Annotated in this window: 26 protein-coding genes and 1 tRNA gene; 13 read left to right on the top strand and 14 right to left on the bottom strand. The window is 50.3% G+C overall.

The features are described from left to right. Position 1 precedes the first annotated feature (1 nt). Entirely contained in the window at positions 2-316 is a 315-nt protein-coding gene (locus OGY67_RS23240; RefSeq protein ID WP_008786511.1) for a PTS sugar transporter subunit IIB, read from the bottom strand. A 292-nt stretch (positions 317-608) separates the two neighbouring features. On the opposite strand from OGY67_RS23240, the gene OGY67_RS23235 reads away from it, so the two are divergent. Then, positions 609-1,556: a LacI family DNA-binding transcriptional regulator gene (locus tag OGY67_RS23235; RefSeq protein ID WP_032941556.1), complete on the top strand. Its 948-nt coding sequence runs from the start codon at positions 609-611 to the stop codon at positions 1,554-1,556. A 37-nt stretch (positions 1,557-1,593) separates the two neighbouring features. Here the strand turns inward: OGY67_RS23235 and OGY67_RS23230 are convergent, their stop codons facing one another. Then, positions 1,594-1,887, bottom strand: coding sequence for a YicS family protein (locus OGY67_RS23230; protein ID WP_003827149.1), 294 nt, complete (start codon positions 1,885-1,887; stop codon positions 1,594-1,596). 130 nt (positions 1,888-2,017) lie between these two features. On the opposite strand from OGY67_RS23230, the gene OGY67_RS23225 reads away from it, so the two are divergent. The 3 genes from OGY67_RS23225 to nlpA all read left to right on the top strand — a co-directional run bounded on the left by OGY67_RS23225 (position 2,018) and on the right by nlpA (position 4,528). Beyond that, positions 2,018-2,434, top strand: a complete 417-nt coding sequence (locus OGY67_RS23225) for a GNAT family N-acetyltransferase (RefSeq protein ID WP_079934369.1) — start codon at positions 2,018-2,020, stop codon at positions 2,432-2,434. A 225-nt stretch (positions 2,435-2,659) separates the two neighbouring features. Further along, positions 2,660-3,586 (top strand): Rpn family recombination-promoting nuclease/putative transposase, encoded by a 927-nt coding sequence (locus OGY67_RS23220; protein WP_286574595.1) that lies wholly within the window; start codon positions 2,660-2,662, stop codon positions 3,584-3,586. A gap of 123 nt (positions 3,587-3,709) precedes the next feature. Beyond that, complete coding sequence (gene nlpA / locus OGY67_RS23215) at positions 3,710-4,528, top strand: lipoprotein NlpA (protein ID WP_212024641.1); 819 nt, start codon at positions 3,710-3,712, stop codon at positions 4,526-4,528. Positions 4,529-4,556: 28 nt separating this feature from the next. Here the strand turns inward: nlpA and OGY67_RS23210 are convergent, their stop codons facing one another. Then, positions 4,557-5,459: a carboxylate/amino acid/amine transporter gene (locus OGY67_RS23210; RefSeq protein WP_003827166.1), complete on the bottom strand. Its 903-nt coding sequence runs from the start codon at positions 5,457-5,459 to the stop codon at positions 4,557-4,559. Between the two features lie 25 nt (positions 5,460-5,484). Continuing rightward, on the bottom strand, positions 5,485-6,429 hold the full coding sequence (locus OGY67_RS23205) for a LysR substrate-binding domain-containing protein (RefSeq protein ID WP_286574592.1): 945 nt from the start codon (positions 6,427-6,429) through the stop codon (positions 5,485-5,487). A gap of 146 nt (positions 6,430-6,575) precedes the next feature. On the opposite strand from OGY67_RS23205, the gene OGY67_RS23200 reads away from it, so the two are divergent. Continuing rightward, positions 6,576-7,352, top strand: a complete 777-nt coding sequence (locus OGY67_RS23200) for an SDR family NAD(P)-dependent oxidoreductase (RefSeq protein WP_186412842.1) — start codon at positions 6,576-6,578, stop codon at positions 7,350-7,352. 39 nt (positions 7,353-7,391) lie between these two features. Here OGY67_RS23200 and OGY67_RS23195 read toward each other — a convergent pair whose 3' ends face one another. Then, the gene (locus tag OGY67_RS23195; RefSeq protein WP_162623446.1) at positions 7,392-7,682 is read right to left on the bottom strand and encodes a putative quinol monooxygenase; all 291 of its coding nucleotides are present in this window, start codon (positions 7,680-7,682) and stop codon (positions 7,392-7,394) included. Positions 7,683-7,698: 16 nt separating this feature from the next. Beyond that, complete coding sequence (locus OGY67_RS23190) at positions 7,699-8,706, bottom strand: zinc-binding alcohol dehydrogenase family protein (RefSeq protein ID WP_286574589.1); 1,008 nt, start codon at positions 8,704-8,706, stop codon at positions 7,699-7,701. Positions 8,707-8,944: 238 nt separating this feature from the next. Between OGY67_RS23190 and OGY67_RS23185 the strand changes: the two genes are divergently transcribed. Beyond that, on the top strand, positions 8,945-9,847 hold the full coding sequence (locus OGY67_RS23185; RefSeq protein ID WP_071444558.1) for a LysR family transcriptional regulator: 903 nt from the start codon (positions 8,945-8,947) through the stop codon (positions 9,845-9,847). A 36-nt stretch (positions 9,848-9,883) separates the two neighbouring features. Here the strand turns inward: OGY67_RS23185 and OGY67_RS23180 are convergent, their stop codons facing one another. From OGY67_RS23180 to OGY67_RS23170, 3 genes are all read right to left on the bottom strand, one after another. Further along, a complete protein-coding gene (locus OGY67_RS23180) occupies positions 9,884-11,380 on the bottom strand; it encodes a C69 family dipeptidase (RefSeq protein WP_234692477.1) in 1,497 nt (498 codons plus the stop codon). 342 nt (positions 11,381-11,722) lie between these two features. Then, positions 11,723-12,187, bottom strand: coding sequence for a YqeJ family protein (locus tag OGY67_RS23175; RefSeq protein WP_003827183.1), 465 nt, complete (start codon positions 12,185-12,187; stop codon positions 11,723-11,725). Next, complete coding sequence (locus tag OGY67_RS23170) at positions 12,184-12,957, bottom strand: winged helix-turn-helix domain-containing protein (RefSeq protein WP_286574632.1); 774 nt, start codon at positions 12,955-12,957, stop codon at positions 12,184-12,186. Before OGY67_RS23170 ends, OGY67_RS23175 begins: the two co-directional genes overlap by 4 nt. A 577-nt stretch (positions 12,958-13,534) precedes the next feature. On the opposite strand from OGY67_RS23170, the gene OGY67_RS23165 reads away from it, so the two are divergent. Both OGY67_RS23165 and misL read left to right on the top strand, forming a co-directional pair. After that, on the top strand, positions 13,535-14,152 hold the full coding sequence (locus OGY67_RS23165; RefSeq protein ID WP_032945410.1) for a helix-turn-helix transcriptional regulator: 618 nt from the start codon (positions 13,535-13,537) through the stop codon (positions 14,150-14,152). A gap of 75 nt (positions 14,153-14,227) precedes the next feature. Further along, the gene (gene misL, locus OGY67_RS23160; protein WP_286574587.1) at positions 14,228-17,008 is read left to right on the top strand and encodes an intestinal colonization autotransporter adhesin MisL; all 2,781 of its coding nucleotides are present in this window, start codon (positions 14,228-14,230) and stop codon (positions 17,006-17,008) included. Between the two features lie 187 nt (positions 17,009-17,195). Here misL and OGY67_RS23155 read toward each other — a convergent pair whose 3' ends face one another. The 3 genes from OGY67_RS23155 to OGY67_RS23145 all read right to left on the bottom strand — a co-directional run bounded on the left by OGY67_RS23155 (position 17,196) and on the right by OGY67_RS23145 (position 18,228). Then, positions 17,196-17,498: a type II toxin-antitoxin system RelE/ParE family toxin gene (locus OGY67_RS23155; RefSeq protein ID WP_191226641.1), complete on the bottom strand. Its 303-nt coding sequence runs from the start codon at positions 17,496-17,498 to the stop codon at positions 17,196-17,198. Positions 17,499-17,501: 3 nt separating this feature from the next. Continuing rightward, complete coding sequence (locus OGY67_RS23150; protein ID WP_008786497.1) at positions 17,502-17,762, bottom strand: type II toxin-antitoxin system Phd/YefM family antitoxin; 261 nt, start codon at positions 17,760-17,762, stop codon at positions 17,502-17,504. Positions 17,763-17,937: 175 nt separating this feature from the next. Then, positions 17,938-18,228: a SymE family type I addiction module toxin gene (locus OGY67_RS23145; protein ID WP_286574583.1), complete on the bottom strand. Its 291-nt coding sequence runs from the start codon at positions 18,226-18,228 to the stop codon at positions 17,938-17,940. Between the two features lie 135 nt (positions 18,229-18,363). Between OGY67_RS23145 and OGY67_RS23140 the strand changes: the two genes are divergently transcribed. Continuing rightward, on the top strand, positions 18,364-18,558 hold the full coding sequence (locus OGY67_RS23140; protein WP_008786495.1) for a toxin-antitoxin system HicB family antitoxin: 195 nt from the start codon (positions 18,364-18,366) through the stop codon (positions 18,556-18,558). Between the two features lie 8 nt (positions 18,559-18,566). Here the strand turns inward: OGY67_RS23140 and OGY67_RS23135 are convergent, their stop codons facing one another. Together OGY67_RS23135 and OGY67_RS23130 are read right to left on the bottom strand one after the other, a co-directional pair. Beyond that, the gene (locus OGY67_RS23135; protein ID WP_032945404.1) at positions 18,567-19,133 is read right to left on the bottom strand and encodes a DUF6680 family protein; all 567 of its coding nucleotides are present in this window, start codon (positions 19,131-19,133) and stop codon (positions 18,567-18,569) included. 108 nt (positions 19,134-19,241) lie between these two features. Then, positions 19,242-19,336 (bottom strand) — tRNA-Sec (locus tag OGY67_RS23130). Positions 19,337-19,626: 290 nt separating this feature from the next. Between OGY67_RS23130 and OGY67_RS23125 the strand changes: the two genes are divergently transcribed. The 4 genes from OGY67_RS23125 to OGY67_RS23110 all read left to right on the top strand — a co-directional run bounded on the left by OGY67_RS23125 (position 19,627) and on the right by OGY67_RS23110 (position 25,845). Beyond that, positions 19,627-21,009, top strand: coding sequence for a glycoside-pentoside-hexuronide family transporter (locus tag OGY67_RS23125; RefSeq protein ID WP_103014665.1), 1,383 nt, complete (start codon positions 19,627-19,629; stop codon positions 21,007-21,009). Positions 21,010-21,019: 10 nt separating this feature from the next. Further along, positions 21,020-23,338: an alpha-xylosidase gene (gene yicI, locus OGY67_RS23120; protein ID WP_071444567.1), complete on the top strand. Its 2,319-nt coding sequence runs from the start codon at positions 21,020-21,022 to the stop codon at positions 23,336-23,338. Between the two features lie 456 nt (positions 23,339-23,794). Further along, the gene (locus OGY67_RS23115; protein WP_286574580.1) at positions 23,795-25,348 is read left to right on the top strand and encodes a BglG family transcription antiterminator; all 1,554 of its coding nucleotides are present in this window, start codon (positions 23,795-23,797) and stop codon (positions 25,346-25,348) included. A 26-nt stretch (positions 25,349-25,374) separates the two neighbouring features. Beyond that, positions 25,375-25,845: a PTS sugar transporter subunit IIA gene (locus OGY67_RS23110; protein WP_008786490.1), complete on the top strand. Its 471-nt coding sequence runs from the start codon at positions 25,375-25,377 to the stop codon at positions 25,843-25,845. Positions 25,846-25,861: the final 16 nt, after the last annotated feature.

The following is a 25,861-nucleotide window of genomic DNA, read 5'->3' as shown; positions in this document are numbered from 1 at the left end:
TCTAGTGTGTCGCTTCAATCAGCGACAGAGCATAATCCAGCACTTTGTCACCGCGTTGCATACCGTAATCCATCATATCTATGGCTTTTACGGGTATACCCTGGGTGGCAGCCTTTTCGGAGAGCGTATTAAGCATGTACTTTACCTGGGGGCCGAGTAGCACCACCTGGTAATTTGGAAACTGAATGTCAAATTCGGAAACGCCGTAGGCCTCAATCTTCACAGGCAATCCGCGAGACTCTGCCTCTTCAACCATTTTGCGAACCAGCAAGCTGGTGGACATCCCTGCCGAACAACACAACATAATCCTGAACATAGTGAACCATCCTTTAAATGTAAAAACTTATTGCGAGTCTGATTTGATATCATACGGAAACCGGTTTCCATTCATGGAAAACAGAACTGTGACGGCCATCAAGATCTTATTCTTATAAGACTAATTATTTGGATTTAGCTCACGAAATTAGCTGTGATGATCTCTTTTTGAGTCCAAATGGAAAATCGGTTTCCATGAAAAACGGAAACAGCTATACTGCGGATGGCGATTATTTGAGCCAATGTTAAATTCAGGATGGAAAGGGCCAGGCGGGTCCTGTCAGGGGAGAATGATGTCTACTATCAACGATGTATCGCGTTTGGCTGGCGTGTCAAAAGCCACTGTGTCACGCGTGTTGAGCGGATCGCGTGGCGTAAAAGAGGCCAGCCGCCTCGCCGTGTTGAAAGCGGTGGATGAACTCAATTATCGTCCGAACGTGATTGCGCAGTCGCTACTCAGCCAGTCTACGGGCTGTATCGGCGTGATATGCGCGCAGGACAACATTAATCAGACCACGGGTTATCTCTACGCGCTGGAAAAGCATCTTAGCCAGCATCAAAAGCACCTGCTGCTGCGTTTTGCCAATACCAAAGCGGAAGTCATGAGCGCTCTTGATGAATTAAGCTGCGGCTTGTGCGATGACGTCCTGATTATTGGCGCGCGTTTTCCGCTGAACATCAATCAGGAGAATGTCATTCTGGTGGATTGTCTGGATTCCGGCGATGACGTCAACAGCATCCAGTTCGATCATGAGTTCGCTACCGAAACCGCCTGTAACTACCTGATAAGTCAGAACCGACGCCAGATTGCTTTAATTCATCCGGACGGGATGGGTTTCTCCGATCAGGTGCTGTTGGGCTATAAACACGCGCTGGAAAAAAACTTCCTGCCGTTTAACCGTAACCTGGTATTTATGGCTGCAACGTCATCGTCAGTGGCCTTGCAGGAGCTGCTGAACAACGCGTCCACGCTGAATTTTAACGCGCTGCTGGTGGCGGATGAACAGCAGGCACAGCGGGTGATCCCGCAGTTGCAGGCGTTTAATAAATCAGTACCGCAAGACATTATGGTCTTTAGCCTGGCCGGTTCGCTGCATCTGCCGGGAATCCCTACGATCCCGGCGATTGAATATTCCATGGACGCCATGGCGGCGCGGATCGTCAGTTGGCTCAACGAGAAAACCCAGAGCGTGCTGGGGTCGTACGTGCTGCGCGGCGACTTAATTATTCCTCAGCGTTAACGCTTTCCCTCTGGCGTGGGGCTATTTCGCTTCACGCCTATAAATCCGGGCATTCAACTTTGCCAAGCGCTTCCCAGTAGTTGTTTTGATTGTTTCTTTGAATTGCCAGAATGGCTTCGCGGATGTGCTGCTGATTACGCGTATCAGCCATAATCGTTTTTTCCCACACCTCATCAGATGGCGACCCTTGCGGGGTGCAAATCTTACGCAAATCCTTCATAACGGTATTCTTTTCGTGTACAGCCTGCAGACTGCCATAAGCCGAGTCGGCTTGCGCCAGACCAGGTAGCGTGAAAAGGACGGCAATAATCGGAAAAATGACTCGTTTCATGATAATAATCCTTGTTGTCTATGCGCATCATCTCAAGAGTAAGTGTAGACGGCATACGACTCACTCATCACCCTGTGTTAATGTCTAAAAATAAATCAGCCAGAAGTTGTAGTTATTTCAGGAGGATAGGATGCAAATACAGATTACAGATACGATTACCGAAGACGATCAAGATGCCCTGCTTGCCGGATTGCGCGCTTACAACCGGCAGTTTCTGAGAACCACCAATTTTGGCGACCTGGCGGTGTACTGGCGCGATGAGCGCAATGACATTCTGGGTGGGCTGATCGGCAAAATCAAAGGCGAATGGCTGTGCATTGATTTTCTGTGGATGCATGACTCGCTGCGTAAAGGTGGTTACGGCACAAAATTGATGCAGGCCGCAGAACAGACGGCGCGTGAGAGAGGATGCCTGCATGCGCTGGTGGATACCATGAGTTTCCAGGCGCTGCCGTTTTATCAGAAAAACGGCTATCAGCTGCAAATGACCCTCGATAACTTCCCGGAAACCGGTTCCGCGCGCCATTATTTGTCGAAAACGTTTTGATGACCGGAAGGTCTGGATGCTGCCGCCAAAGAGGATTCAGGTACTTGCCCGGAGGTGATCACGCTTACCGGGCATTTTTGCGAGCGTTATTCCCTGAAAATGAATACATTGCAAAAGTATGTATTTATCCGCCAAGCCGCCTCGCAGATAGAAAAATTCCCAGATGTTGTGTGTGCGACTGGCGAGTAAGGTTCCGTCATCTTGTTCTTCTGGTGACGGACCGCCATGAAAAAACCAACAACTTCTACGCCGCATGATGCGGTATTTAAAAAATTCTTAAGCCATCCAGAAACCGCACGGGATTTTCTTGATAGCTATCTCCCCGCACCATTACGTGAACTTTGCGATCTGAACACACTGAAGCTGGAGCCTGGGAGTTTTATTGAGGAAGACCTGCGTGCCAGTTATTCCGATGTTCTGTGGTCGCTAAAAACGAGAACTGGTAAAGGCTATATCTACGCGTTGATTGAACACCAGAGTTCACCGGATGCTCATATGGCATTCCGAATGATGCGTTACGCCGTTGCCGCGATGCAGAATCACCTTGATGCTGGCAACAAAACGCTGCCGCTGGTGGTTCCGATACTTTTTTACCATGGCGTTGCCAGCCCGTACCCTTTTTCGCTGTGCTGGCTGGATGAGTTTGACGATCCAGAGACTGCGCGGCAGCTTTATAGCGCGACCTTCCCGCTGGTCGATATCACGGTGGTGTCTGATGATGAGATTATGCAGCACCGGCGAGTGGCACTACTGGAACTTGTCCAGAAGCATATACGCGAGCGCGATTTGATGGTGCTGGTCGATAAACTGGTTGCCCTGTTGATTAAGGGACACGCTAATGACAGTCAGGTAGAAACGCTATTTAATTACCTGGTGCAGTCTGGCAGCGCACCGCGTTTTGAGGCGTTTATTCGAGAGGTTGCCCTGCGCGTTCCCCAGCATAAGGAGAGATTAATGACGATTGCAGAATGCTTACGTGAGTCGGGGCGAAGGACAGGGTTGCTAGAGGGCAAACTCGAAGGCAAACGCGAGGGCAAAAAGGACGAAGCGTTGCGGATAGCCCATGCCATGCTTGAGAAGGGGATCGATCGTGAACTGGTGCTAATTATTACCGGGCTTGCAATTGATGAACTAACAGTATCTTCCGACTAATTTATCTTAGCCCCATTATGCTTTTTTCTTCTTGCTGATGCTTTTTCGTTTTTTAAACCGCAGCGGCCTTCCCGCTATAGTCATTTCATTACTCATCAGGCGGTTATTGCAAAAGGATAAAACGTGAAGCTGAAGATACCTTATTTCGGGGCCGGGGCGGCGGTATTACTGGCGGGATTATTGCTGGCAGGATGCGATCAACAGAGCAGCGATGCAAAGCATATCAAAGTGGGTGTAATTAACGGTGCAGAGCAGGATGTGGCGGAGGTCGCGAAGAAAGTCGCTAAAGAAAAATATGGTCTGGAGGTGGAACTGGTGGGTTTTAGCGGTTCTCTGCTGCCCAACGATGCCACCAATCATGGTGAGCTGGATGCCAACGTCTTCCAGCATCGCCCGTTCCTTGAACAAGATAATAAAGCACACGACTATAAGCTGGTTGCGGTGGGCAATACCTTTGTGTTCCCAATGGCTGGTTATTCGAAGAAAATCAAAACTGTCGCTGAACTAAAAGACGGTGCAACGATTGCGATACCTAACGATCCTACCAATCTGGGCCGGGCGCTGTTGCTACTGCAAAAAGAGAAGTTAATTACGCTGAAAGCGGATACCGGCCTGCTGCCAACAGCGTTGGATATTACTGATAATCCTCGGCATCTGAAAATTATGGAACTGGAAGGTGCGCAGTTGCCGCGTGTGCTGGACGATCAGAAAGTGGATGTGGCGATTATCAGTACCACCTACATCCAGCAAACCGGGCTTTCCCCGGTACATGACAGCGTATTTATTGAAGACAAAAACTCACCGTATGTGAACATTCTGGTGGCGCGAGAAGACAACAAAGATGCCGAGAATGTGAAAGAGTTCCTGCAATCTTATCAGTCACTTGAAGTGGCGAAGGCGGCAGAAACTATCTTTAACGGTGGCGCGGTTCCGGGCTGGTAATCATGACCTTTTGCCGCGCCGGTTGGTGTTAAACCGCTCTGGCGCGGCGACGTGAGTCCATTGAGATAAGTATTACCGAAGAGAGGATCAAAAGCGTGCCCAGCCAGTCTGGCAGGGTAAAGGTAATACCTAACAGCAGCAGGGACAGCAATGCGCTGCTCAACGGTTCCGCGCAGCTTAAAATGCTCGCTTTCGGTCCACCAATCATCTGCGCGCCTTTCAGGTACAGGCTAAACGTCAGCGACGTGCCGATGACCACCAGATAGAAAAACGCCAGAATCAAACTGCCATTCACCACGAAATTAGTGCCCTGTCCGGCATAAAACGGCAGCAGGATCATCCCGCCGATTAACATACTCCAGCCGACAACTGGCAGCGTGCCGTAGCGCGCGATAAGCGTTGAGGGGTAGGTGGTGTAGAACGCGGCGGCAAACGCCGAGGCAATTCCCCAGAACAGCGCGGCAGGTGAGATAGACAGCGACGTCGGGTTACCGTGGGTGACCAGCAAGAAGGTGCCGATAAGCGATGTGAAGATCGCAGTCAGCACTAAAATCCCCGGTCGTGCTTTGCGCACCACGGAAAACCACGCCACGATTATGGTCGGTGACAAAAATTGCAGCACCGTCGCGGTGGCGGCGTTGGATTTTTCAATAGTCAGCAGAAAGGTTAGCTGTACGGTGAGCGCCCCAACCACGGAAAAAATCAGCAGGCTGATGGCGTCTTTGCGGTTTTTGATAATGGAGAACACTTTGTCGCCGTGAACGAAAGAGAGCATCAGCAGAATGAGCCCGGCGAAAATCAGGCGCGTCATGGTCAGAAACTGCGACGACATCTGGCTTTGCTCCATGATGTATTGCGCGCAAACGCCTGAACTTCCCCACAATACGGCGGCAATCAGGACGTTCATCATCCCTCTTCTGGTGGAACTCATCTTTCCCTCGGCATGTTGTTTTGTTTTATTTGTGTGCAGGCATCATAGCAGAGATGGTTGCGATTTCTGCCAGCACATCCGCAATCAGCCAGTCATTAAAGACTTTTACCTCCGGACGCATTACCGCGTGCTGTGGCGTAACAATGTAGTAAGACCACGCCAGAGGCCAGCGGGTGTTGGGATGAAGCTGAACCAGTTGTCCGTCTGTCAGTAACTGCTGCACCAATGCCCTACGCACAATGGCGACACCTTGACCGCTGAGCGCCGCCAGAATCACTGCAGAGGTAGAGTTGATGTGCAATCCACTGTCGCGAACGGCAGGTGCCTGGGTGGCGGTCAGGACATCATTCCAGCCCGGGAAATTGGCGCCGGGGTGGGGAGTGTCATCATGGATAAGCTTCTGTGCGGCCAACCATTCTCCACAGGATATTTTATCTACTGGCACAATACGTGGGCTACAAACCAGAACCGCTTCTTCATCCATCAGCCAGGTTTTATTTACCCCAGGCCAGTCGCCTTTACCGCAACGTACGCCCAGATCCGCTTCGCCATGAGCAACATCCATCAGCTTTTCCGTCACGTTCAGGCGTAATTCAATGTTTTCATGCGCTTGTGAGAAGCGATTGAGGCGGCTCATCAGCCAGTTCATCACCAGTACCTGAGAGGCCGTGATAATCACCACCGAGCGTGCTTGCCGACCGCGTAACTTGTTCAGCCCGGATTCCAGACTATCCAGTCCCTGGGTTATCTCGCGCAACGCGTCCTGTGCTTCGCTGACCAGCGTGAGACGCTCTTTACCTGAACGGGTTCGATGCAGCAGCGGGTGGCCAACCCAGTCTTCCAGCGCACGAACCAGTTGCCCAACGGCAGCCGGAGTGACCCCCAGTTCCTGCGCCGCACCAGTAAAACTGCCGTGGCGGGCTGTGGCCTCAAAAGCGTGTAACCATTTAAGCCGATTAAGCGAGCGCATCAGGTCATTTCCCGTTTTGTGAATATCTTCAGTATATGCGATCGAGATAGATTTTCTTTCTCGGTTCGCTATTTCTTCTCATTCGTCAGCGCCTCAGGGGAGTGGCATTGTTAGCGCATTAACGAATACTTGAAACGAGGCTAGCGATGAACACATTATTTGTCGGCAAAAAACTGTTAGTGGTGGGCGGTACCAGTGGTATCGGATTTGAAACCGCAAAACTGATCCTCCAGGGTGGTGGTCGAGTGGTGCTGGTTGGCAATCGTGCCGAGAAAGCGGAACGGGCCCATCAGGCGTTGGCGGAGCTGGGTGACGTCTCTGTCATTGTGGCGGATCTGATGTCAGAAGTGGGCGTTAAGCAGGTGATGGCAACGGTGAATGCTGAGCACAAAGACATCAACCTGTTAGTAAATGCAGCTGGGGTTTTCTTCCCAAAACCTTTCACTGATCATGAAGTTGAAGATTATGAACTGTACATGAGCCTCAACCGCGCGACGTTTTTTATCACCCGCGATGTCGTGCGTAATATGGTGGCGGCTAACATCCAGGGTGCCATCGTGAATATTGGTTCGATGTGGGCGCAACAAGCAATTGGCGCAACACCTTCTTCAGCGTACTCAATGGCAAAAGCGGGCCTGCATGCATTAACTAAAAATCTGGCCATCGAGCTGGGGGCGAATGGGATCCGCGTCAATGCCGTTTCGCCAGCAGTCGTGCATACACCTATCTACGAAGGATTTATCCCGAAAGAAGACGTACAAGGTGTGATGAGTAGCTTTGACAGCTTCCATCCGATTGGTCGGGTTGGTACGCCGCGTGATGTGGCTGAATCCGTCGCCTTCCTGTTGTCAGACAAAGCGCAATGGGTAACTGGCGCCATCTGGGATGTGGATGGCGGTGTTATGGCCGGACGCAATGGCTGATGTAAATCCCCCGCATAGCTGCGGGGGCGCGTCGAGACATTAAGGCTCAATCGGCGTCAGATAATCCAGCCGTAGCGGTTCGGCTAGCAGATCGTTCATTTGTAGAATGAACGCCTGGAAATGTGGCAGAGCGATATGCTCATCCAGACCGGCCTGACCGCGCCAGGATTCGCGCACGTAGAACACATCCGGCGTGTCGCGTAACTGGAACAGGGCATATTCAATATTGCCCGGCTCCCGGCGCGTGGGCAGCAGCAGAGCTTGTAGCGCCTGTTTCAGTGCGTCGATTTTCCCCGGTTTGGCTTTCAGTACCGCAATAATTGAAATCACGTCAGAATCAGACATGTTAAAACCCCTCCAGCACAATCTTGCCGACCGAGCGACCGGTTTCAATTTGCGTGTGGGCTTTTTGCAGATTTGCCGCGGTAATCGCGCCAAAATGTTCGCCCAGCGTGGTACGGAGGGTGCTGTCGTCGATCAGCTGCGCCACGCGGGTCAGTAACTGATGCTGCGCAATGATGTCGTGGGTGGTAAACATCGAACGGGTAAACATAAACTCCCAGTGCAGCGAAATGCTTTTGGCCTTCAGCGGGCGCGCATCGAGAGATTGAGGATCGTCAATCAGCGCCAGTTTGCCCTGCGGCGCCAGTGCGGCAATAATTTGCGAATAGTGCTGCTCGGTATTGTTCAGGCTGGCAACGTGCGTCACCTCTTTAATGCCTATCCGTGCCAGCTCTTCCGTCAACGGCTTGCTGTGATCAATCACATGATGAGCGCCCGCTTCACGTACCCATTTCTGGCTCTGCGGACGTGATGCGGTACCGATGACGGTCATTTTGGTCATCTTACTGGCCAGTTGTGTCAGAATAGAACCGACGCCGCCAGCCGCGCCAACAATCAATAATACATCATCTTCATTGCCATTTTCCTCAACGCCCAGACGGTCGAACAGCATTTCCCAGGCGGTGATAGCTGTCAGTGGCAGCGCCGCAGCAGAAGCATTATCCAGTGTTTTTGGCTTCAGCGCGGTAATACGTTCATCAACCAACTGAAATTCACTGTTACTGCCAGCGCGGCCGAGCGCTCCGGCGTACCAGACTTCATCACCGGGTGCGAACAGGGTGACGGCTTCGCCCACGGACTTCACCACGCCAACGGCGTCCCAGCCCAGCACACGCGGCACATCAGCGTTAAAACCTTCGCGGACCTTGGTATCAACGGGGTTGACGGAAATGGCTTTCACTTCAACCAGCAGATCGTGCCCGGTAGCAACTGGCATGGGCAGGTCAATCTCTTGTAAAAATTCAATGTTATTGCCGTCGGTCGCGGCGCGGGTAATGGCGATGGCTTTCATATTATCTCCGGTCACAGGAATCAGTTTATACCCGTCATACTTCAAGCCGCATGTGCGTTTGCTACGTTCGCTCACCCCAGTCACATAGTTTGCTATGCTCCTGGAGATTCACTCTCTTGCTGCCTTCATGCAACTCGAATTATTTAGGGTATATCTGTTGATATAATTTGATGGTAAACCGGTAACAGAACGGGAAAAATAGCCCTATGGCGACAGGACTTATACTCGGGGAGTGAAAATGTTCCGGCTTGAAGATCTCACGTTATTTGTCCGCGCCGCGGCGCTGAATAGTTTTAGTGATGCTGCGCGCGAAGTCGGCGTTCAGCCTGCTCAGGTCAGTTCAGCTATCAAGCGCCTGGAGTCTACGTTGGCTATCCGCTTGTTCGCTCGCTCCACGCGCAGCCTGCGCCTGACGCCAGAAGGTGAAGTCTGGTTACCCTATGCCCGCCAGATGCTGGATGTAATGCATGCCGGGCTGCAAAAAATTCAGACCCCGGAAGATGAAGTGTCAGGCACGCTGCAAATCGCCGTGCCTTCCGATCTCGGTCGTAACCTGCTGCTACCGGTCTTTCAGTCGTTTCGACGCCGCTATCCCGCGCTGCGCCTGCGGATTTTTTTCTCCGACCAGGTAACGGATGTCTTTAAAGACCCCGTCGATGTTGCGTTTCGCTATGGCAACACCGAAGACGCGTCCTACATTGCGCTGCCGGTTGCACCGGGTAACCGACGCGTGCTGGTGGCATCACCGGAATGGGTTAAGCAAAACGGCGCGCCGCAAAAACTGGATGATTTAACACAGCTCAACGCCATGACTTTCGTATTACGCGGCCGCCTGCACGATCGCTGGACGTTTACGCGCAACGGCGAGGTCAGCAGTGTGCAGGTTAACGGCACCATTATGAGTGACGATGCGGAAGTGATCCGGCGCCTGGCGATTGCCGGAGAAGGTGTGGCGTACAAGTCGTGGCTGGATGTCAGCGAGGATGTGCGTGACGGTCGATTACAACTGCTGATGCCGGATTATCAGGGAGAGAAAGTCCCGCTGAATATGATTTGCCCGCATCGGAAGCAGCTTTCAACCGCGGTACGCCTTCTGCACGAGGCGGTGAAGGCACGGTGTGAAATGCTGGCGCAAAGCTAATAAGCGCTTTACGCCAGAATACTATCGCGTCGTTACTCAGTCTTTTTTCGTTGCATTCGCAAAGAAAATATCAGACTGAATGTCTTTAGTGCGGATGGTAAAGAGCTGATTAGTCAGATCTTCCGTCAGCTTCTCGGCGTCGGCCATGATGCGCAGGTTGAAGTCATTCAGCATCTTATCCGCGGCGGGTTTATCGGTTTTCGCCATCTTCAGATACTCTGCTTCGACCTCTTTTTGCTCCTTCGCCACTTTGTCTTCCCACGCTTTGTAGGCTTTTTTGACGATTGGTGCGAGCTTCGGATAATCGGTCATCGTCAGCGTTTGTAATTTACGATATTTCCAGTAGATAGACTGATCGTCCGCTTTATCGGTACCCATCGTGTAGTTAGCCGGATACGCTTTCAGGCCGCTGTAGTACGGAACGAAGGCGGTGAGGTCAGCCATGCCCAGGCCAATGTAGGTCGTTTCACCAATCTCTTTTGGCAACCACGGACGGACCTGCATGACGTGCGCTTCATAGGTACGGAAAACGCTGACCGGACGCCATGGCTCTTTGCCGTTCAGACCGTTGGTGTACGGGTCATGGCTGGTCCCTTCATAGTGACTACGCAACACGGCCTTCACATCGTCCAGCGTCATTTTCTTCTCTGGCGTCATGAAGACCGGGAATTCGCGCCCTTTGGTCATATCCTGATTTACGGAAGGATTGAATTCTTTCTGGATGGTCCATACACGAGGGTCGTTATACGTGCGGTCACGCTCGTCATCACGGGTATAGGCTTTGGAGAAGTTGAATTTACCGTCTTTCGCCGGATCGTACAGTCCTTTTTCAGTCGCAAATTGAATCAGGTTTTTTGACGCCATCATGTCCGGACTTTTAGGATCGTAATCCTGTAAGCGGCCCTGATTACCGGTGGCAAAATACTGGTTATTCGGCAGACGCTGCGCCATCCACTGGTGGCCGCTACCGGTTTCTAGGTACCAGATCTCGTTATCGTCGACGACGGCAACGCCAAAACCTTCGCCTGCGCCGACGGTCTCAACGATATGGCCCAACAGCGCCACAGCTTCACGTGCGGTTTTACTTTGTGACAGCAGAATATCCGGGATATCGTCTTCGGTGATCCCTTTATCCTCAACGTACGGGTCGGCGGCCAGTGCTTTCGGTGAGGCAAAAATGGATTCTGTACCGCTCACGCCGACACCCAGCTCGTTAAATCCGGTCGCGCCGTGCAGTTGGGTTTTCCAGTTTGGGACAGTGGTATAACGCAGAGAGTTTTTCGGCAGTGGCCAGGTAAAATCATTCGCACCATTATGTGCTTTGGTGCTGTATACCCCGGTCTGATTTTGCTTTGCCGGATGAATGACAAAATGCTGTGCTTTCAGGGCATCGCTGTCTGCGCTACGGACGACCAGCATGGAGCCGTCCGCTGATGCTTCGTTGCCGACCAGCAGGGTCGTACAAGCAAAACCTGATGAAACAACGGCCAAATTTATAGAAAGTGCAATCAGGCACTTTTTAAAAGTAAACATTACGTATCCCTCATATGTACGCCAAAAATACACCGGAAACACACCGTTTCCTGAAATGCGATAACGCCTGAACGCTCAGACATTGCTCGCGAGAGAGATAAACGCCCCTGCCCACGTCTTCTCCAAATATCCATCCGTAGGTTGAAGTCTTCTGGGCAAAATATAACTCCCATTTCGCTTAATTATTACGCAATGGATATTATGATATTCAGGATGTTTCCTGATTCGCGATGAAGAATAGCAATGGGTTATGTGTGGATTCAGTGACCCATGTCGCGTAAGTCAATGATGAAAAATGTGAATTTCATTGAGGGGCCGTACTTTTTGTTTCCGGATATGACGCTACCTTTTGCGGCAATACAGCGAGGGCACATTGGAGCTGGCAAAAATCCATGCACCTTTATACTCCTCCATGACCAGGCTCAGGCTTCGTCCGCTTTGGCGGTAAAATCCAGGTAATGTGTCGTTAATATCCGCTTCATCAGCGGTGTCAGCGAAGGTTTTGACGACCTGCATCGCCTGTAGCACTCGGGCATCGCGCTTTTGGGTGTAGTTAAAATAGATGTTCCTGCTAATGTCTGAGGTATTACGCCCGTACAGTTTGCCGGTAATAGTGGCCAGGCCTTCACTGTTGTACATCCGAAACGATAACGTACCCGTAAAGCGGTTGCTGCCAATATTCCATTCCATGTTACCGATGCAATTCAGCGGTTTGTCGGCATAGCGTGAATGCCATAACCATCCGCCTGAACCGAGCACAGTAACCAGCCCGGCCACGAGCACTATAAGGTGGCGTGTTTTTTTCATTGCCCGCGCATCCAGTAATAATGAGTAGTACAAAATGCGTTAGCATCCACCCGTGCATCTTTATCACAGACAAATGCCACGATCCTTTCCGCTTTGCTGTAACCGGTAAGAAACACGTGCTTGTTGTTTTCACAGAGATAGGGATGTAACTGCATCAGATTGAAATAGCCTTGCTGGTCGTGTTCATTTGGTGAGTAATAGATTTTGCAATTTTGCCGCGATGGCGTCTGCATGGAAGTCTGGACAAATTTACTAAACGGCATAACAGGGCGCGTTTGATACCACACCAGCCAGATGATCAACGTGGCAATCACGACACTGGCGCTAAATAAAACCTCAAACCAGGGTATCTGCGTCGTTTGTTGTGGTGTCGAAGGAATTATCTTTGCGGGGGGGATTTCTTCAATAACCGGCGGCGGGGAAACTTCACTCTGTTGAAGCGTTATTGTCTCTACTTGCGTATTCTCATTTAATCTGAGCCCGCGTCGGGAAATAGTTTTCACCGTATCACGAGGCAACCCCACGTCCGCCAGCGCGTTTCGTAGCGTCAGAATAGCCTGGTAAAATGTGTTGGTGGTGGTCACATTATTTCTTTCACCCCAACCAATTGTCATCAACGTGTTCTGGGAAACAATGTCACTTGCGTGAGTAATTAAATAGAGAAAACAGAGCGAGGCAGGGAGCTGGAGCTGAATTGCTCGCCCGGTCTGACGATTGACCAGACTTTTGCTATCAGGATTAAATTCGACCAACTGATTGATAAGGTACAATTGCCCAGCCCTCAGTAACCAAAACGAATCACAGCGTGTGCTAACGCATCCTTTAAATTTTACATCCAAATCGAAAATGCGCCTCACTCTTTGTTCATGAACGAAGATAAGAATTTCATCAATTCATTAAAACATCTTTAAATACAATATGTTAGCAATCTTATTTCTTAGGTGAGAATTAACTAAGGTTAAATAATGAGAATTCATTACAGTTTTATCTGAATTATCTTTATATTTGTCCACAACATGACAAGGGTGATTGAGTTATCAGAATTACGTAATTAGTAAGTAACTTTTACGCAGGTTATTTTTTAGCAAATAGTGCTTTTTTACTGTTTATCCTGGAATCTAAATTTATGCATAAAATTCCTAATGCATAGGTTGTTATTCTGAGATAAAGCGTAAATAAGCTTAGCGCAATCGTATTACTCACAGACCATACATATTAGTGCATCAGGAGTTTATTACATTTTATTAGCGCCACTGTTATTAGCTGACAAGGAACGTACTACGTGTTGGATTGACACATTTATTTACCAATGAAATATTTATGGAAAAATAACAGGAGTCATTTTTGATGAAGAGATCACCGTCACAGACTGTTCGTTGCATAAGCTGTGAATTATCCTGTCAATTATTTCCGGATACTGCGGTTCGTGCCAGTTACTGTCACCGTGCCGCATTTGCGATCTGGCCTGAGGGGAATGGCTTTCTGCAAAAAGGAATTATTGAAAAGCTTCTGCTTAATAATCAAAACCATTTGTCGCGTGGGTTTATTTTTGTGGACTTTTCTTTCCCGAATCTGCGCCTGTTTGCCGACCCGCAATGGGTTGACCGGCTTGCCTACAGCGGTATGCATATTGTGTTGATAGCAGACAGGAACCTGGCGCCGTTAGCCAACTACTGGCTGTCCAAAAGCAATAAAATACAAGGGATTATATATTCTGATGATGATGACGAAGTTCAACATCAGAAAATTAGGCGACTCTTTACGGGTCATCTCGCTAACAGCAAACGTGGACGCTCACTTAACTATACTGAAATGATATTACTGAAGCGTTTTGTGTCAGGGAAAAGTATTCAGCAAATTACCAAAATAGATAATATCGATATTAAGAAAATATATGTCTACAAGCTCAGGCTTGAAGATAAGTTAGGCCATAGTATTCATCAAATATTGTCGAATATTTTATAACGTATTTTTGAATTTTATTATTTTCACATCCTTGCGATGTGGTGGACGCTCTACGCCTGAAAGCAGGAGGCTAATATGCCAAATCCCAAATCTTATTCTCGTATTGCCATAGCGGTTTCAGCCGCATTAACCTCTATGGTATTTTCAGCTCAAGCGGCATGGGTTGACGTTGATAGTCTACCCTCCACCGGACTGGTTAGCAGTATGCCCCCGGAATTGCAGGCAATAATTCCAGCGCAGGCAAATGCCAGTTTCGCTAAAACCAGCGCCATGCCGAATTATGTTTATCAATGGAGTGCGGGCACGATTCCCGTTTATGGCAATGGATTAACGATTAATGGACCCGGCGCTGAAGCTTTTGAGCACTCTGTTACCGTTATTCAGAACAGTACAACGGGTAGTCCGGGCGTTATTTTTGGGGACGACCTGACGATTCGCACGCAGTCGAAGAATGCCGCCAATAATGGTAAAGATGTTGACGGTATCCGCACGCACGGGGCCAATACGCCGGATAACCCGGTCTTTATCATCACCGGGGATCGCACCAGCATTTATGTGGACGGTCAGGATGGTGACGGTATTAACGCAGGTTACAACTCCTATAGCCAGGGTTGGAAGGGCTCGGCCAGCATTTACGTCGGCGACGATCTGTATATTCAAACCACCGGTTCCCAGGGACGTGGTATCACAGCAAACGCGATGAAAGACGCCACGCAGGCCAAAAATACAATTGTGGTCGGCGACCGGGCACACATTGTGACGACAGGTGACAGTTCAGAGGGTCTTCGCACCGGGCAGAACGGTTCCTCGATACTGCTTGGCAATGACGCCACAATTGAGACTTCGGGTGCTTCTTCAACGGGGATTTATGCCGCCTCATCGTCCAAAACGGAACTGGGCAACAACGCGACGATTACGGTCAACGGCGTCAGCGCTCATGCGGTTTATTCCACCAACGCGACCGTGAATCTCGGTGAAAACGCAACGATCAACGTGAACAGTTCGGCGAAAGCGGCGTCATACAGCAAAGCGCCACGCGGCCTGTATGCGACTTCACGCGGGGCGATAAATCTGGCAGGCGGTGCCGCCATTACCATGGCGGGCGATCACAGCAACGAAAGTTATGCCATCAGCACCGAAACGGGCGGCATCGTAGAAGGTTCTACTGGCGGGCGTTTTCTTATCGACGGCGATCTTCATGCCGCTGGCGCGACTGCTGCAACCAGCAGCCTGCCGCAGCAAAACAGTACCATTAAGCTCAACATGACCGACAACTCGTTGTGGAGCGGGGCGTCATACATCACCAGCGCCACTGCCGGGACGGGCGTTATCTCGCTGCAAATGAGCGACGCGACCTGGAACATGACTAACAGCTCAACGCTCACTGACCTGACGCTGAACGGCGGGTCAGTGGTGAACTTTGGGCATGCTGACGGCGAACCGTGGCAGACGCTTACCATCAATGAAGATTTTACCGGGAACGGCGGCAAACTGGTTTTCAATACTGTCCTGAATGACGATACCTCCGAAACCGACAAGCTGAAAGTGCTCGGCAACACTGCGGGTAATGCGTTTGTGGCGGTGAATAACATTGGCGGAACCGGGGCGCAGACCATTGAAGGTATTGAGATCATCGAAGTGGCCGGTAATTCTGACGGTACTTTTGAGAAAGCGGGCCGTATTGTTGCCGGAGCGTACGACTATAACGTTGTGCAGAAAGGCAGTAACTGGTATCTGACCAGCTTTATTCCTGCTCCGCCGGATCCGGAAGACCCGGACCCTGTTGATCCGGACCCGGTTGACCCTATTGATCCAGACCCGGTCGATCCTGTAGACCCGATTATCCCTGAGCCGGAAGAACCTGTTGCGCCTCCTGTCACTGAGCAGCAATACCGTCCGGAAGCAGGCAGTTATCTGGCGAACAACTATGCGGCAAACACGCTGTTTATGACCCGACTGCACGATCGTCTGGGTGAAACGCAGTACGTCGATATGCTGACAGGCGAGAAGAAAGTTACCAGCCTGTGGATGCGTAACGTTGGGGCGCATACCCGCTTCAAAGACGGTAGCGGGCAGTTGAAAACCCAAAGCAACAGCTATGTAATGCAGCTAGGCGGCGACCTGGCGCAGTGGAGTAGCGACGGTCTTGACCGCTGGCACCTTGGCGCGATGGCAGGTTATGCCAACAGCCAGAACCGCACGCAGTCCAGCCTGACCGGCTACCATTCACGTGGTCAGGTCACCGGTTACAGCGTGGGGCTGTATGGCACATGGTATGCCAATGACGCCGACAAGACCGGCACCTACGTGGATACCTGGGCGCTGTATAACTGGTTTGATAACAAAGTGATGGGCCAGGAGCAGGCGACGGAGAAATATAAATCCAGCGGAATAACCGCTTCGGTCGAAGCCGGTTATAGCTTCAAGCTGGGTGAAAACGAGCGCAATAGCTACTGGCTGCAACCAAAAGCGCAGGTGGTGTGGATGGACGTGCAGGCCGACAGCCACCGCGAAGCGAACGGTACCCGCGTGAAGGACAACACTGATGGCAACCTGATGACCCGTCTGGGTGTGAAGGCCTACATCACCGGTCACAACGCCATCGACGACGGTAAATCTCGCGAGTTCCAGCCGTTTGTGGAAGCCAACTGGATCCACAACACGCAGACAACCAGCGTGAAGATGGACGATGTGAGCAATGACATGCGCGGCACCAAAAATATCGGCGAGCTGAAAGTCGGCGTTGAAGGTCAAATCACTCCGCGCCTCAATGTGTGGAGTAACGTGGCCCAACAAGTCGGCGATAAAGGCTACAGCGATACCCGCGGTATGCTCGGCGTAAAATATAACTTCTGATGCATCACAGGTAATAGAAAGCCGCTGAATAACCGATCGGCGGCTTTATTACGTATGAAATATGATGCTTATTGCAGTTGTTCGGTAAAACCGAACAACTGCAATAAAAAGCCGCAATGTTGTCACTTGTTGCGTGCAGCCCGTAGGCCGGATAAGCGTAAGCGCCATCCGGCATTAAGGTGGTGGGCTACAAACGTTGTCCCAGATGTTTTGTTGGTACTCGGCTTTGGTGTAAGACTGCCAGTACAACAATATTTGTGTCTTGTGCACTGTAGTAAATCATATGGCTAACATAAGGAAAGCTGTAAATATCTTCACCAAAATCATCAATTCGATGATGCCCCATGTCTGGCATTTCAGCTAACTGAGAGAGAACGCCCCGTAATTTTCTAAGATAATCCCTGGACTGTTTAGCGCCCCAATTTCTTGATGTGTAATCACGGATTTCAATAATATCGCGCTGTGCTTCTCCAGTAAGTTTGTAACTCACTTTTTATCCTTTGTGTTGATCCATCAACTCATCAAAAAAAGCATCACCATCAACAATATTGCCCAAATGAATATCGTTTTGAGCACGCTGAATTTTGGCCTTCAGTAACTGGAGCTTCATGGCTTCCATTTGTTCATAGTCCTCAATGGAAACGACGACTGCAACAGGTTTACCGTTACGATTAATTTGCACAGGTTCTCGCTGCGCTTTAAGTAGCATATCGCCAAACTGGGTTTTGGCTTCATTTGCCGTAAGAGTATGCATATTGCCACCATTTCGCATGAATCGTTCGATTCGTTCATTATAGTCGATATCTTTCTGGGGGTCACTATGAGGTGGGTGGTCAGACAAAGGGTATTGTGAAAGTAGGCCGGATAAGCGCAAGTGCCATCCGGCACCAGGTTAACATGTAAGCGCCACTTATATGTTGACTCGTAATTCACTGAAGAGTCGCCAGCGTGCTCTCAATTCTATTTAACTTCTGATTGGCCTCTTTCAGCTCATCCTGCAACCGTTGCTCCTGCTCGCCATAGACCATCAGGACGATACAGCCATTCATCACTTTTACGGTAATCTGTTGCCCGGTATCAAACCCCGCTTCGCGTAGCCACTTGCCGGAAAGAATAATTTTGGGTGTGGATTTGTCGAAAACATTCGGGCGGTATCCCACAATTACCGAACGCTCGGTTCCGGATTGGTCGCTGTCTGGGGTAGAATGCGAAACAGCCATAATCAACTCCTTGATAGTTGGTGAGGTTAGCTTTCGCCGGGTACTGCGAATACCAGGCGAGGGCGTTATAAATCAGGTCGCCAGATATAAAGGTACGTACCTGGTTGGTGTTATACTGCTCTTATAGGTACGTACATGTCAACGGCTAAACGCGATCCAAATCAGTCTAAATCCGGAAAAGCACCAACTTTCCAGATTCGCATCACTCCCGAGTTAAAGGCGCAGTTCGAGGCTGCGGCAAAGGCCGAAGGGATGAGTTTGGGGAATTGGCTCAAAACTTTAGGGAGAAAGGAGTTGGAACGGTTAGGTATTGAGCCACAGGATAAATAGTGAATAGATTAATTGCCCTGTCTTGCGGGAATATTAATAATTTCCATTTTTAGGGCATTTTCTCCTGAGAATATTGCAGCCAACCCCTGTCTAATTTTTAATTTATCGTTTTCTATTGCCCCGTGGGCAATAGGTGAATATATGGCTGTTTGTAATTGAACTCGCTCAAAATCATAGCCAATATCTTTCGCTATCTCTGATAGCAAGTCTAGAAAAAGATTGTTGCTTGTTTGGTTCCATATGGTGCCAGATGCATTATCATTATCAGGGTAAGATGTATTTAAATGTGCAAAGTAAAGTTTCCACGAAGATAATACCTTACTTTCAGAATCGCTTCTCTTGGTTCTTCCTCTTTTTATTTTTCCGTAAAATGCTAAGTCGATCATATTTAATGCGCGAACATGTTCATTAGACAGTCGAGAGTTCTGAGATCGAGTAGCCATAAGTTGTTTGAATATATCAATTTTTAATGATTTTTTCTGAGAATATCTTTCTATAAATTTCTGTGTCTGAATGGCTAATAATGGGCTAATTACAGTAGCAGCAATGGCCATGATCGTAAGGGCAGTGCTCATATGGGATTCTCGTTAATCATAAATGAAAATAGATATTGTGGGCGAGAATTATAAAAGCATGCATATGCTGAGAATATATGGCAAATGGCTGGGATGATATGAGAATTTTGGCGGAAGATCACAGGAGTCGAACCTGCCCGGGACCGCTGGCGGCCCCAACTGGATTTGAAGTCCAGCCACCTCACCGGAGATGACGATCTTCCGCGCCTCGATTGCTACATGGAGGCGGGGCGCATTATAGCTACTTCCAAACGTTTCCACACCCCCTCACTCACTTTTTTAACTTCCGTTTCTCCATACCATGACCAGTTTCAAATAAATCCCCGCAAAATCCATTACTTACACTTAGACACATTTTTTGACGCTACTCTGATCACAGAAAACAAGAATCGTAATTTGATAACGAGATATCGGAATACCCGCGCTCACAGGGATGGTTTACAAGAACTGTAACCGGTATCAGTGCGTGTGAAAGTGCTAACAAGGATGCGTAATGAAAAGTGAGATTTTGTCCGTTAAAGAGAAGATTGGCTACGGCATGGGCGATGCCGCCAGCCACATCATCTTTGATAACGTTATGTTATATATGATGTTCTTCTATACCGATATTTTTGGTATCCCGGCCGGTTTTGTCGGCACGATGTTCTTACTGGCTCGCGCGCTGGATGCTATCTCAGACCCTTGCATGGGACTGCTCGCCGACCGCACCCGTTCGCGCTGGGGGAAATTCCGCCCGTGGGTGCTGTTTGGCGCTCTGCCATTTGGTCTGGTCTGTGTGCTCGCCTACAGCACGCCGGATCTCAGCCTGCACGGCAAAATGATTTATGCCGCAATCACCTACACGCTGCTGACCCTGCTTTATACCGTGGTGAATATTCCCTACTGCGCGCTGGGCGGTGTGATAACCAATGACCCAACGCAGCGTATCTCCCTGCAGTCATGGCGCTTTGTGCTGGCGACGGCGGGCGGCATGCTCTCCACCGTGCTGATGATGCCGCTGGTGAATCTGATTGGCGGCGAAGATAAAGCGTTGGGCTTCCAGGGCGGGATTGCCGTGCTCTCGGTTGTGGCGTTCCTGATGCTGGCGTTTTGCTTCTTCACTACCAAAGAACGTGTGGAAGCGCCGCCGAGCAGCAACTCAATGCGTGAAGACCTGCGCGACATCTGGCAGAACGACCAATGGCGCATCGTCGGCCTGCTGACCATCCTCAACATACTGGCCGTCTGCGTACGCGGCGGGGCGATGATGTATTACGTCACCTGGATTCTGGGTACCCCGGAAGTGTTTGTCGCCTTCCTCACCACCTATTGCGTCGGCAATCTTATCGGCTCTGCGCTGGCAAAACCGCTGACTGACTGGAAATGCAAAGTCAGCGTCTTCTGGTGGACGAACGCCCTGCTGGCGGTCGTCAGTCTGGCAATGTTTTTCGTGCCGATGCACGCAAATCTCACCATGTTCGCCTTCATCTTCGTGATTGGCGTACTGCATCAGCTCGTGACGCCAATCCAGTGGGTGATGATGTCCGACACCGTTGATTACGGCGAGTGGTGTAACGGAAAACGTCTGACGGGGATCAGCTTCGCGGGCACGCTGTTCGTGCTCAAGCTGGGTCTGGCGCTCGGCGGGGCGATGATCGGCTGGATGCTGGCGGGCGGCGGCTACGATGCCGCAGCGAAAACCCAGAACAGCGCCACCATTAGCATCATTATCGCATTGTTCACGATTGTCCCGGCTATTTGTTACCTGTTGAGTGCCGTGATTGCCAAACGCTTCTATACCCTGAAAACGCCGTATCTGACGGAAATCATGAGTCAGCTGGCTCAGGGTGCGCACCGCAATCAGCAGGATTTTTCGACGAAAGAATTACAGAACTAAGGAACCTACGATGAAAATTAGCGACGGAAACTGGCTGACGCAGCCTGGCCTGAATTTAACTCACCCGATTCAGGTATTCGAGGTCGAGCAACAGGGTAACGAGATGATTGTCTACGTTGCGCCGCGCGATGTGCGTGAACGTACCTGGCAACTGGATACTCCACTCTTCACCCTGCGCTTTTTCTCGCCGCAGGAAGGCGTGGTTGGGGTGCGTATGGAACACTTCCAGGGTGCGTTGGATAACGGTCCGCACTATCCGCTGAACGTGCTGCGGGACGTCAACGTAGAGATACAAAACACCGCTGAATTTGCCGAACTGAAAAGCGGAAATTTGAGCGTGCGGGTCACTAAAGGTGAGTTCTGGTCGCTGGATTTCCTGCGTAACGGCGAACGTATTACCGGCAGCCAGCTGAAAAATAACGGCTACGTGCAGGACACCAACAGCGGGAAAAACTATATGTTTGAACGCCTGGATCTGGGCGTTGGCGAAACGGTGTACGGTCTGGGCGAGCGCTTTACTGCGCTGGTACGTAACGGCCAGACGGTGGAAACATGGAACCGCGATGGCGGCACCAGTACCGAGCAGTCTTACAAGAACATCCCGTTTTATCTCACCAACCGTGGTTACGGCGTGCTGGTAAACCATCCGCAGTGCGTGTCGTTTGAAATTGGCTCTGAGAAAGTGTCAAAAGTGCAGTTCAGCGTTGAAAGCGAGTATCTGGAATATTTCGTCATTGACGGCCCTACGCCGAAAGCGGTGCTGGATCGCTATACCCGCTTTACCGGTCGTCCGGCGCTGCCGCCAGCCTGGTCATTCGGTTTGTGGCTGACTACATCGTTCACCACTAATTACGATGAAGCGACGGTGAACAGTTTTATCGACGGGATGGCCGAGCGCAATCTGCCGCTGCACGTCTTCCATTTCGACTGCTTCTGGATGAAAGCCTTCCAGTGGTGCGACTTTGAGTGGGATCCGGTGACCTTCCCTGACCCGGAAGGTATGATCCGCCGCCTGAAAGAGAAAGGGCTGAAGGTCTGCGTATGGATAAACCCCTATATCGGCCAGAAATCCCCGCTGTTCAATGAACTGAAAGAGAAAGGTTATCTGCTCAAGCGCCCGGACGGCTCTCTGTGGCAATGGGATAAATGGCAGCCGGGCCTGGCGATTTATGACTTTACCAATCCTGAAGCCTGCGAGTGGTATGCCAACAAGCTGAAAGGTCTGGTGGATATCGGCGTTGACTGCTTCAAAACTGACTTTGGCGAACGCATTCCTACTGACGTTAAGTGGTTTGACGGTGCCGATCCGCAGAAAATGCACAACCATTATGCGTACATCTACAACGAACTGGTATGGAACGTGCTGAAAGAGACCGTCGGTGAAGAAGAGGCAGTGCTGTTCGCCCGTTCGGCCTCGGTGGGTGCGCAGCAGTTTCCGGTGCACTGGGGCGGCGACTGCTACGCCAACTATGAATCGATGGCCGAAAGTCTGCGTGGCGGGTTGTCCATTGGTCTGTCCGGCTTTGGTTTCTGGAGTCACGATATTGGCGGCTTTGAGAATACCGCCCCGGCGCACGTCTACAAGCGCTGGTGTGCGTTCGGGCTGCTCTCCAGCCACAGCCGCCTGCACGGTAGTAAATCCTACCGTGTGCCATGGGCGTACGATGATGAATCCTGCGACGTGGTACGCTACTTCACTGAGCAGAAATGCCGCATGATGCCATACCTGTATCGCGAAGCGGCGCGCGCCAATGAACTCGGAACACCGATGATGCGCGCAATGATGCTGGAGTTCCCGGACGATCCGGCATGTGATTATCTCGACCGCCAGTACATGCTGGGCGATAGCGTGATGGTTGCGCCGGTGTTTAGCGAGGCGGGTGATGTGCAGTTCTATCTGCCGGAAGGACGCTGGACGCATCTGTGGCGTAACGACGAGGTGGTGGGCAGCCGTTGGCATAAGCAGCAGCATGACTTCCTGAGTCTGCCGGTTTATGTGCGCGACAATACACTGCTGGCGCTGGGCTGCAACAACCAGAAGCCGGACTACGCCTGGCACGAAGGGACGGCGTTCCAGCTGTTCCATCTGCAGGAGGGTCGGGAGGCGATTTGTGAAGTCCCGGCGGCTGACGGTTCGGTTATCTTCACGCTGAAGGCGACGCGCACGGGTAATACCATCACCGTGCAAGGAAGTGGCGAAGCGCGTAACTGGACGCTGTGTCTGCGTAATATTACGCAGGTTAGCGGCGTGAAGGGCGGCTCATCTGTGGGCAGTGAGTGGGGAACGGTTGTCACGCCGGATGCGGATGTGCTGACGATTACCCTGTAAGTAAATCTCAACGTGGGCTGGATGGCGATGCAATGCGTTTTATCCGGCCCACGCTGCGAGCAGCATTCCAGATCTGAAAATCCAAAACATCCTGAATTAAATTTTTATCTCCCCATATTTGCGAGCGATATCACTCTGAATCCCACGAAAAATGTGATCTGCGCCGTAAATATCTCACTATTTCCCGTTTTTGTCTTATTTCTGTCCGGAATACAGGACACGATTTAGTATTGTTGGCGCATCGTAGTCCTCTTATATTTATCATCACGGATTACACGTGGAGCATAAATGCTTCTTTATAACCTAAATAATTCGAGTTGCAGGAAGGCGGCGACGCAGCGAATCCCCTGAATGTACATAAGTACGTGACTGGGGTGAGCGAGGAAAGCCAACGCACATGCAGCTTGAAGTATGACGGGTATAGATATTTAATCTGGTATGTAATAAGGGTAAATAATGCAAATGATTACCTCGCGACAAAACAGATTATTAAAATTTCTTCTGTCTAAGAAGGAATATGTCACGCTGCTGAAAATTGCCGAATATTTATCTGTTTCAGAGAAAACTGTGCAGCGCGATCTGCGCTTACTGGAACCATGGTTATCAGAATGGAAAATAACTATCGATAAACGTGCTGGTGCTGGGGTGATATTAAGTGCTGATAATATTACAGACCTTTTATATATGGACCAGTTATTAGGAACGGAGGGTGATGATGCTGACGGCATGATGAATAATTCACGGCGAGTCAAGATAGCCTCACAATTATTAAGCGAAACGCCGCATGAAACGTCGATCAGTAAATTATCCGAACGTTATTTCATTAGTAGCGCATCGATTGTTAACGATCTGAAAGTAATTGAATCCTGGATTACCCCGTTGGGCCTGTCGTTGATTCGTAGTCAGAGCGGCACGCACATTGAAGGCAGCGAGAGCGGTGTGCGCCAGGCGATGGCATCGCTGATTAACGGTGTGATTAACCATAATGAACCCGGCAGCGTGATTTATTCACGCCTGGATCCGGGCAGTTATAAAGCGTTAGTGCATTACTTTGGCGAAGAAGACGTTTTATTTGTCCAGACGTTATTGCAGGAAATGGAGAACGACCTGTGCTGGTCGCTCGGCGAGCCTTATTACGTCAATATCTTTACCCATATTCTGATCATGATGTACCGCATCACGCGGGGCAATGCGCTTCCGAGAAAAGAAGAGAGCATCTCTACCTGTGATGAGAACATATTTTCCATTGCCAGTCGCATGATTCAGCATATCGAAAAACGCATTGCCCACCCGCTGCCGGAAGACGAAGTCTGGTTTATATATCAATACATTATCTCCTCGGGTGTGGTGATTGAAGAGCATAATGACGTGAGTGTGATTGGCCATATGCACTCCAGCGACGAAGCGCGTTTGATTACCCATCGGTTGATTGCCACCTTCGCCGAGATGGTCGACAGCGATCTTAGCCAGGACACGGCGCTGTATGACGGATTGCTGATCCACATTAAGCCGCTGATTAACCGACTGAACTACCAGATCCGCATTCGTAATCCGCTGCTGGAGGATATCAAAGGCGAGTTGCAGGACGTGTGGTGTCTGACCCAGTGTGCGGTGAATCGGGTGTTTAGCGGTTGGGGCGAGCGGGCCGTGTCGGAAGATGAAGTGGGATATTTAACCGTGCATTTTCAGGCCGCAATGGAGCGTCAGATAGCGCGTAAACGCGTACTACTGGTCTGTTCAACGGGTATCGGCACTTCTCACTTACTCAAAAGCCGTATTCTACGCGCCTTTCCGGACTGGACTATCGTCGGCGTGGTGTCGGCAGGCAGCCTGCCCTCTGTACTGACGGACGATATTGAACTGGTGGTATCGACGATTAATTTACCCGCGGTTGCCATGCCGGTCGTGTATGTCACTGCCTTCTTCAATGATGCGGATATTAAGCGGGTAACAGAAACGGTTATTACGGAAAAATTACATCGGGCGACGTCGCTGGTCGTTGAAAATTAATGTCTGAACTCCATGAGGTATGATTGATGGACATCACGAAAATACTCAATACAAATCGCGTTATTTTGGACATGAAGGCTACAAGCAAAACGGAGGCTATTGAGGAACTGACGGATATTCTGCAAAAAGATGGAGCAATTAGCTGTCGCGAAACGTTTATTCAGGATGTCTGGCAACGTGAGTCAGAAGGCTCGACCGGCTTCGAAAACCATATTGCGATCCCGCACGGGAAATCCTCGGCGGTGGTCAATACCACGCTGGCGATTGGGCGTACCCGCCAGGATATTCCCTGGGAAACCCTGGACGGCAGCAACGTGCGCTGCATTATTCTGTTTGCCGTACGTCTTGAAGATCAAAACACCACCCATATTCGTCTGCTTTCGCAGGTTGCTGGCGCGTTGGCAGATGACGACATTATTGAACAACTATTAGTTGAAAGTAGTCCACAGAAAATTATTGAGCTTTTTAGCCAATATGCTGAATCCAATGTCTGCTAAATAAAATGTGGAGCAT

This window comes from Citrobacter sp. Cpo015 (assembly GCF_030333035.1).
GTDB lineage: Bacteria > Pseudomonadota > Gammaproteobacteria > Enterobacterales > Enterobacteriaceae > Citrobacter > Citrobacter portucalensis.
Note: the sequence above shows the minus strand (reverse complement) of the source record. Positions and strands in the feature narration are given on the sequence as shown.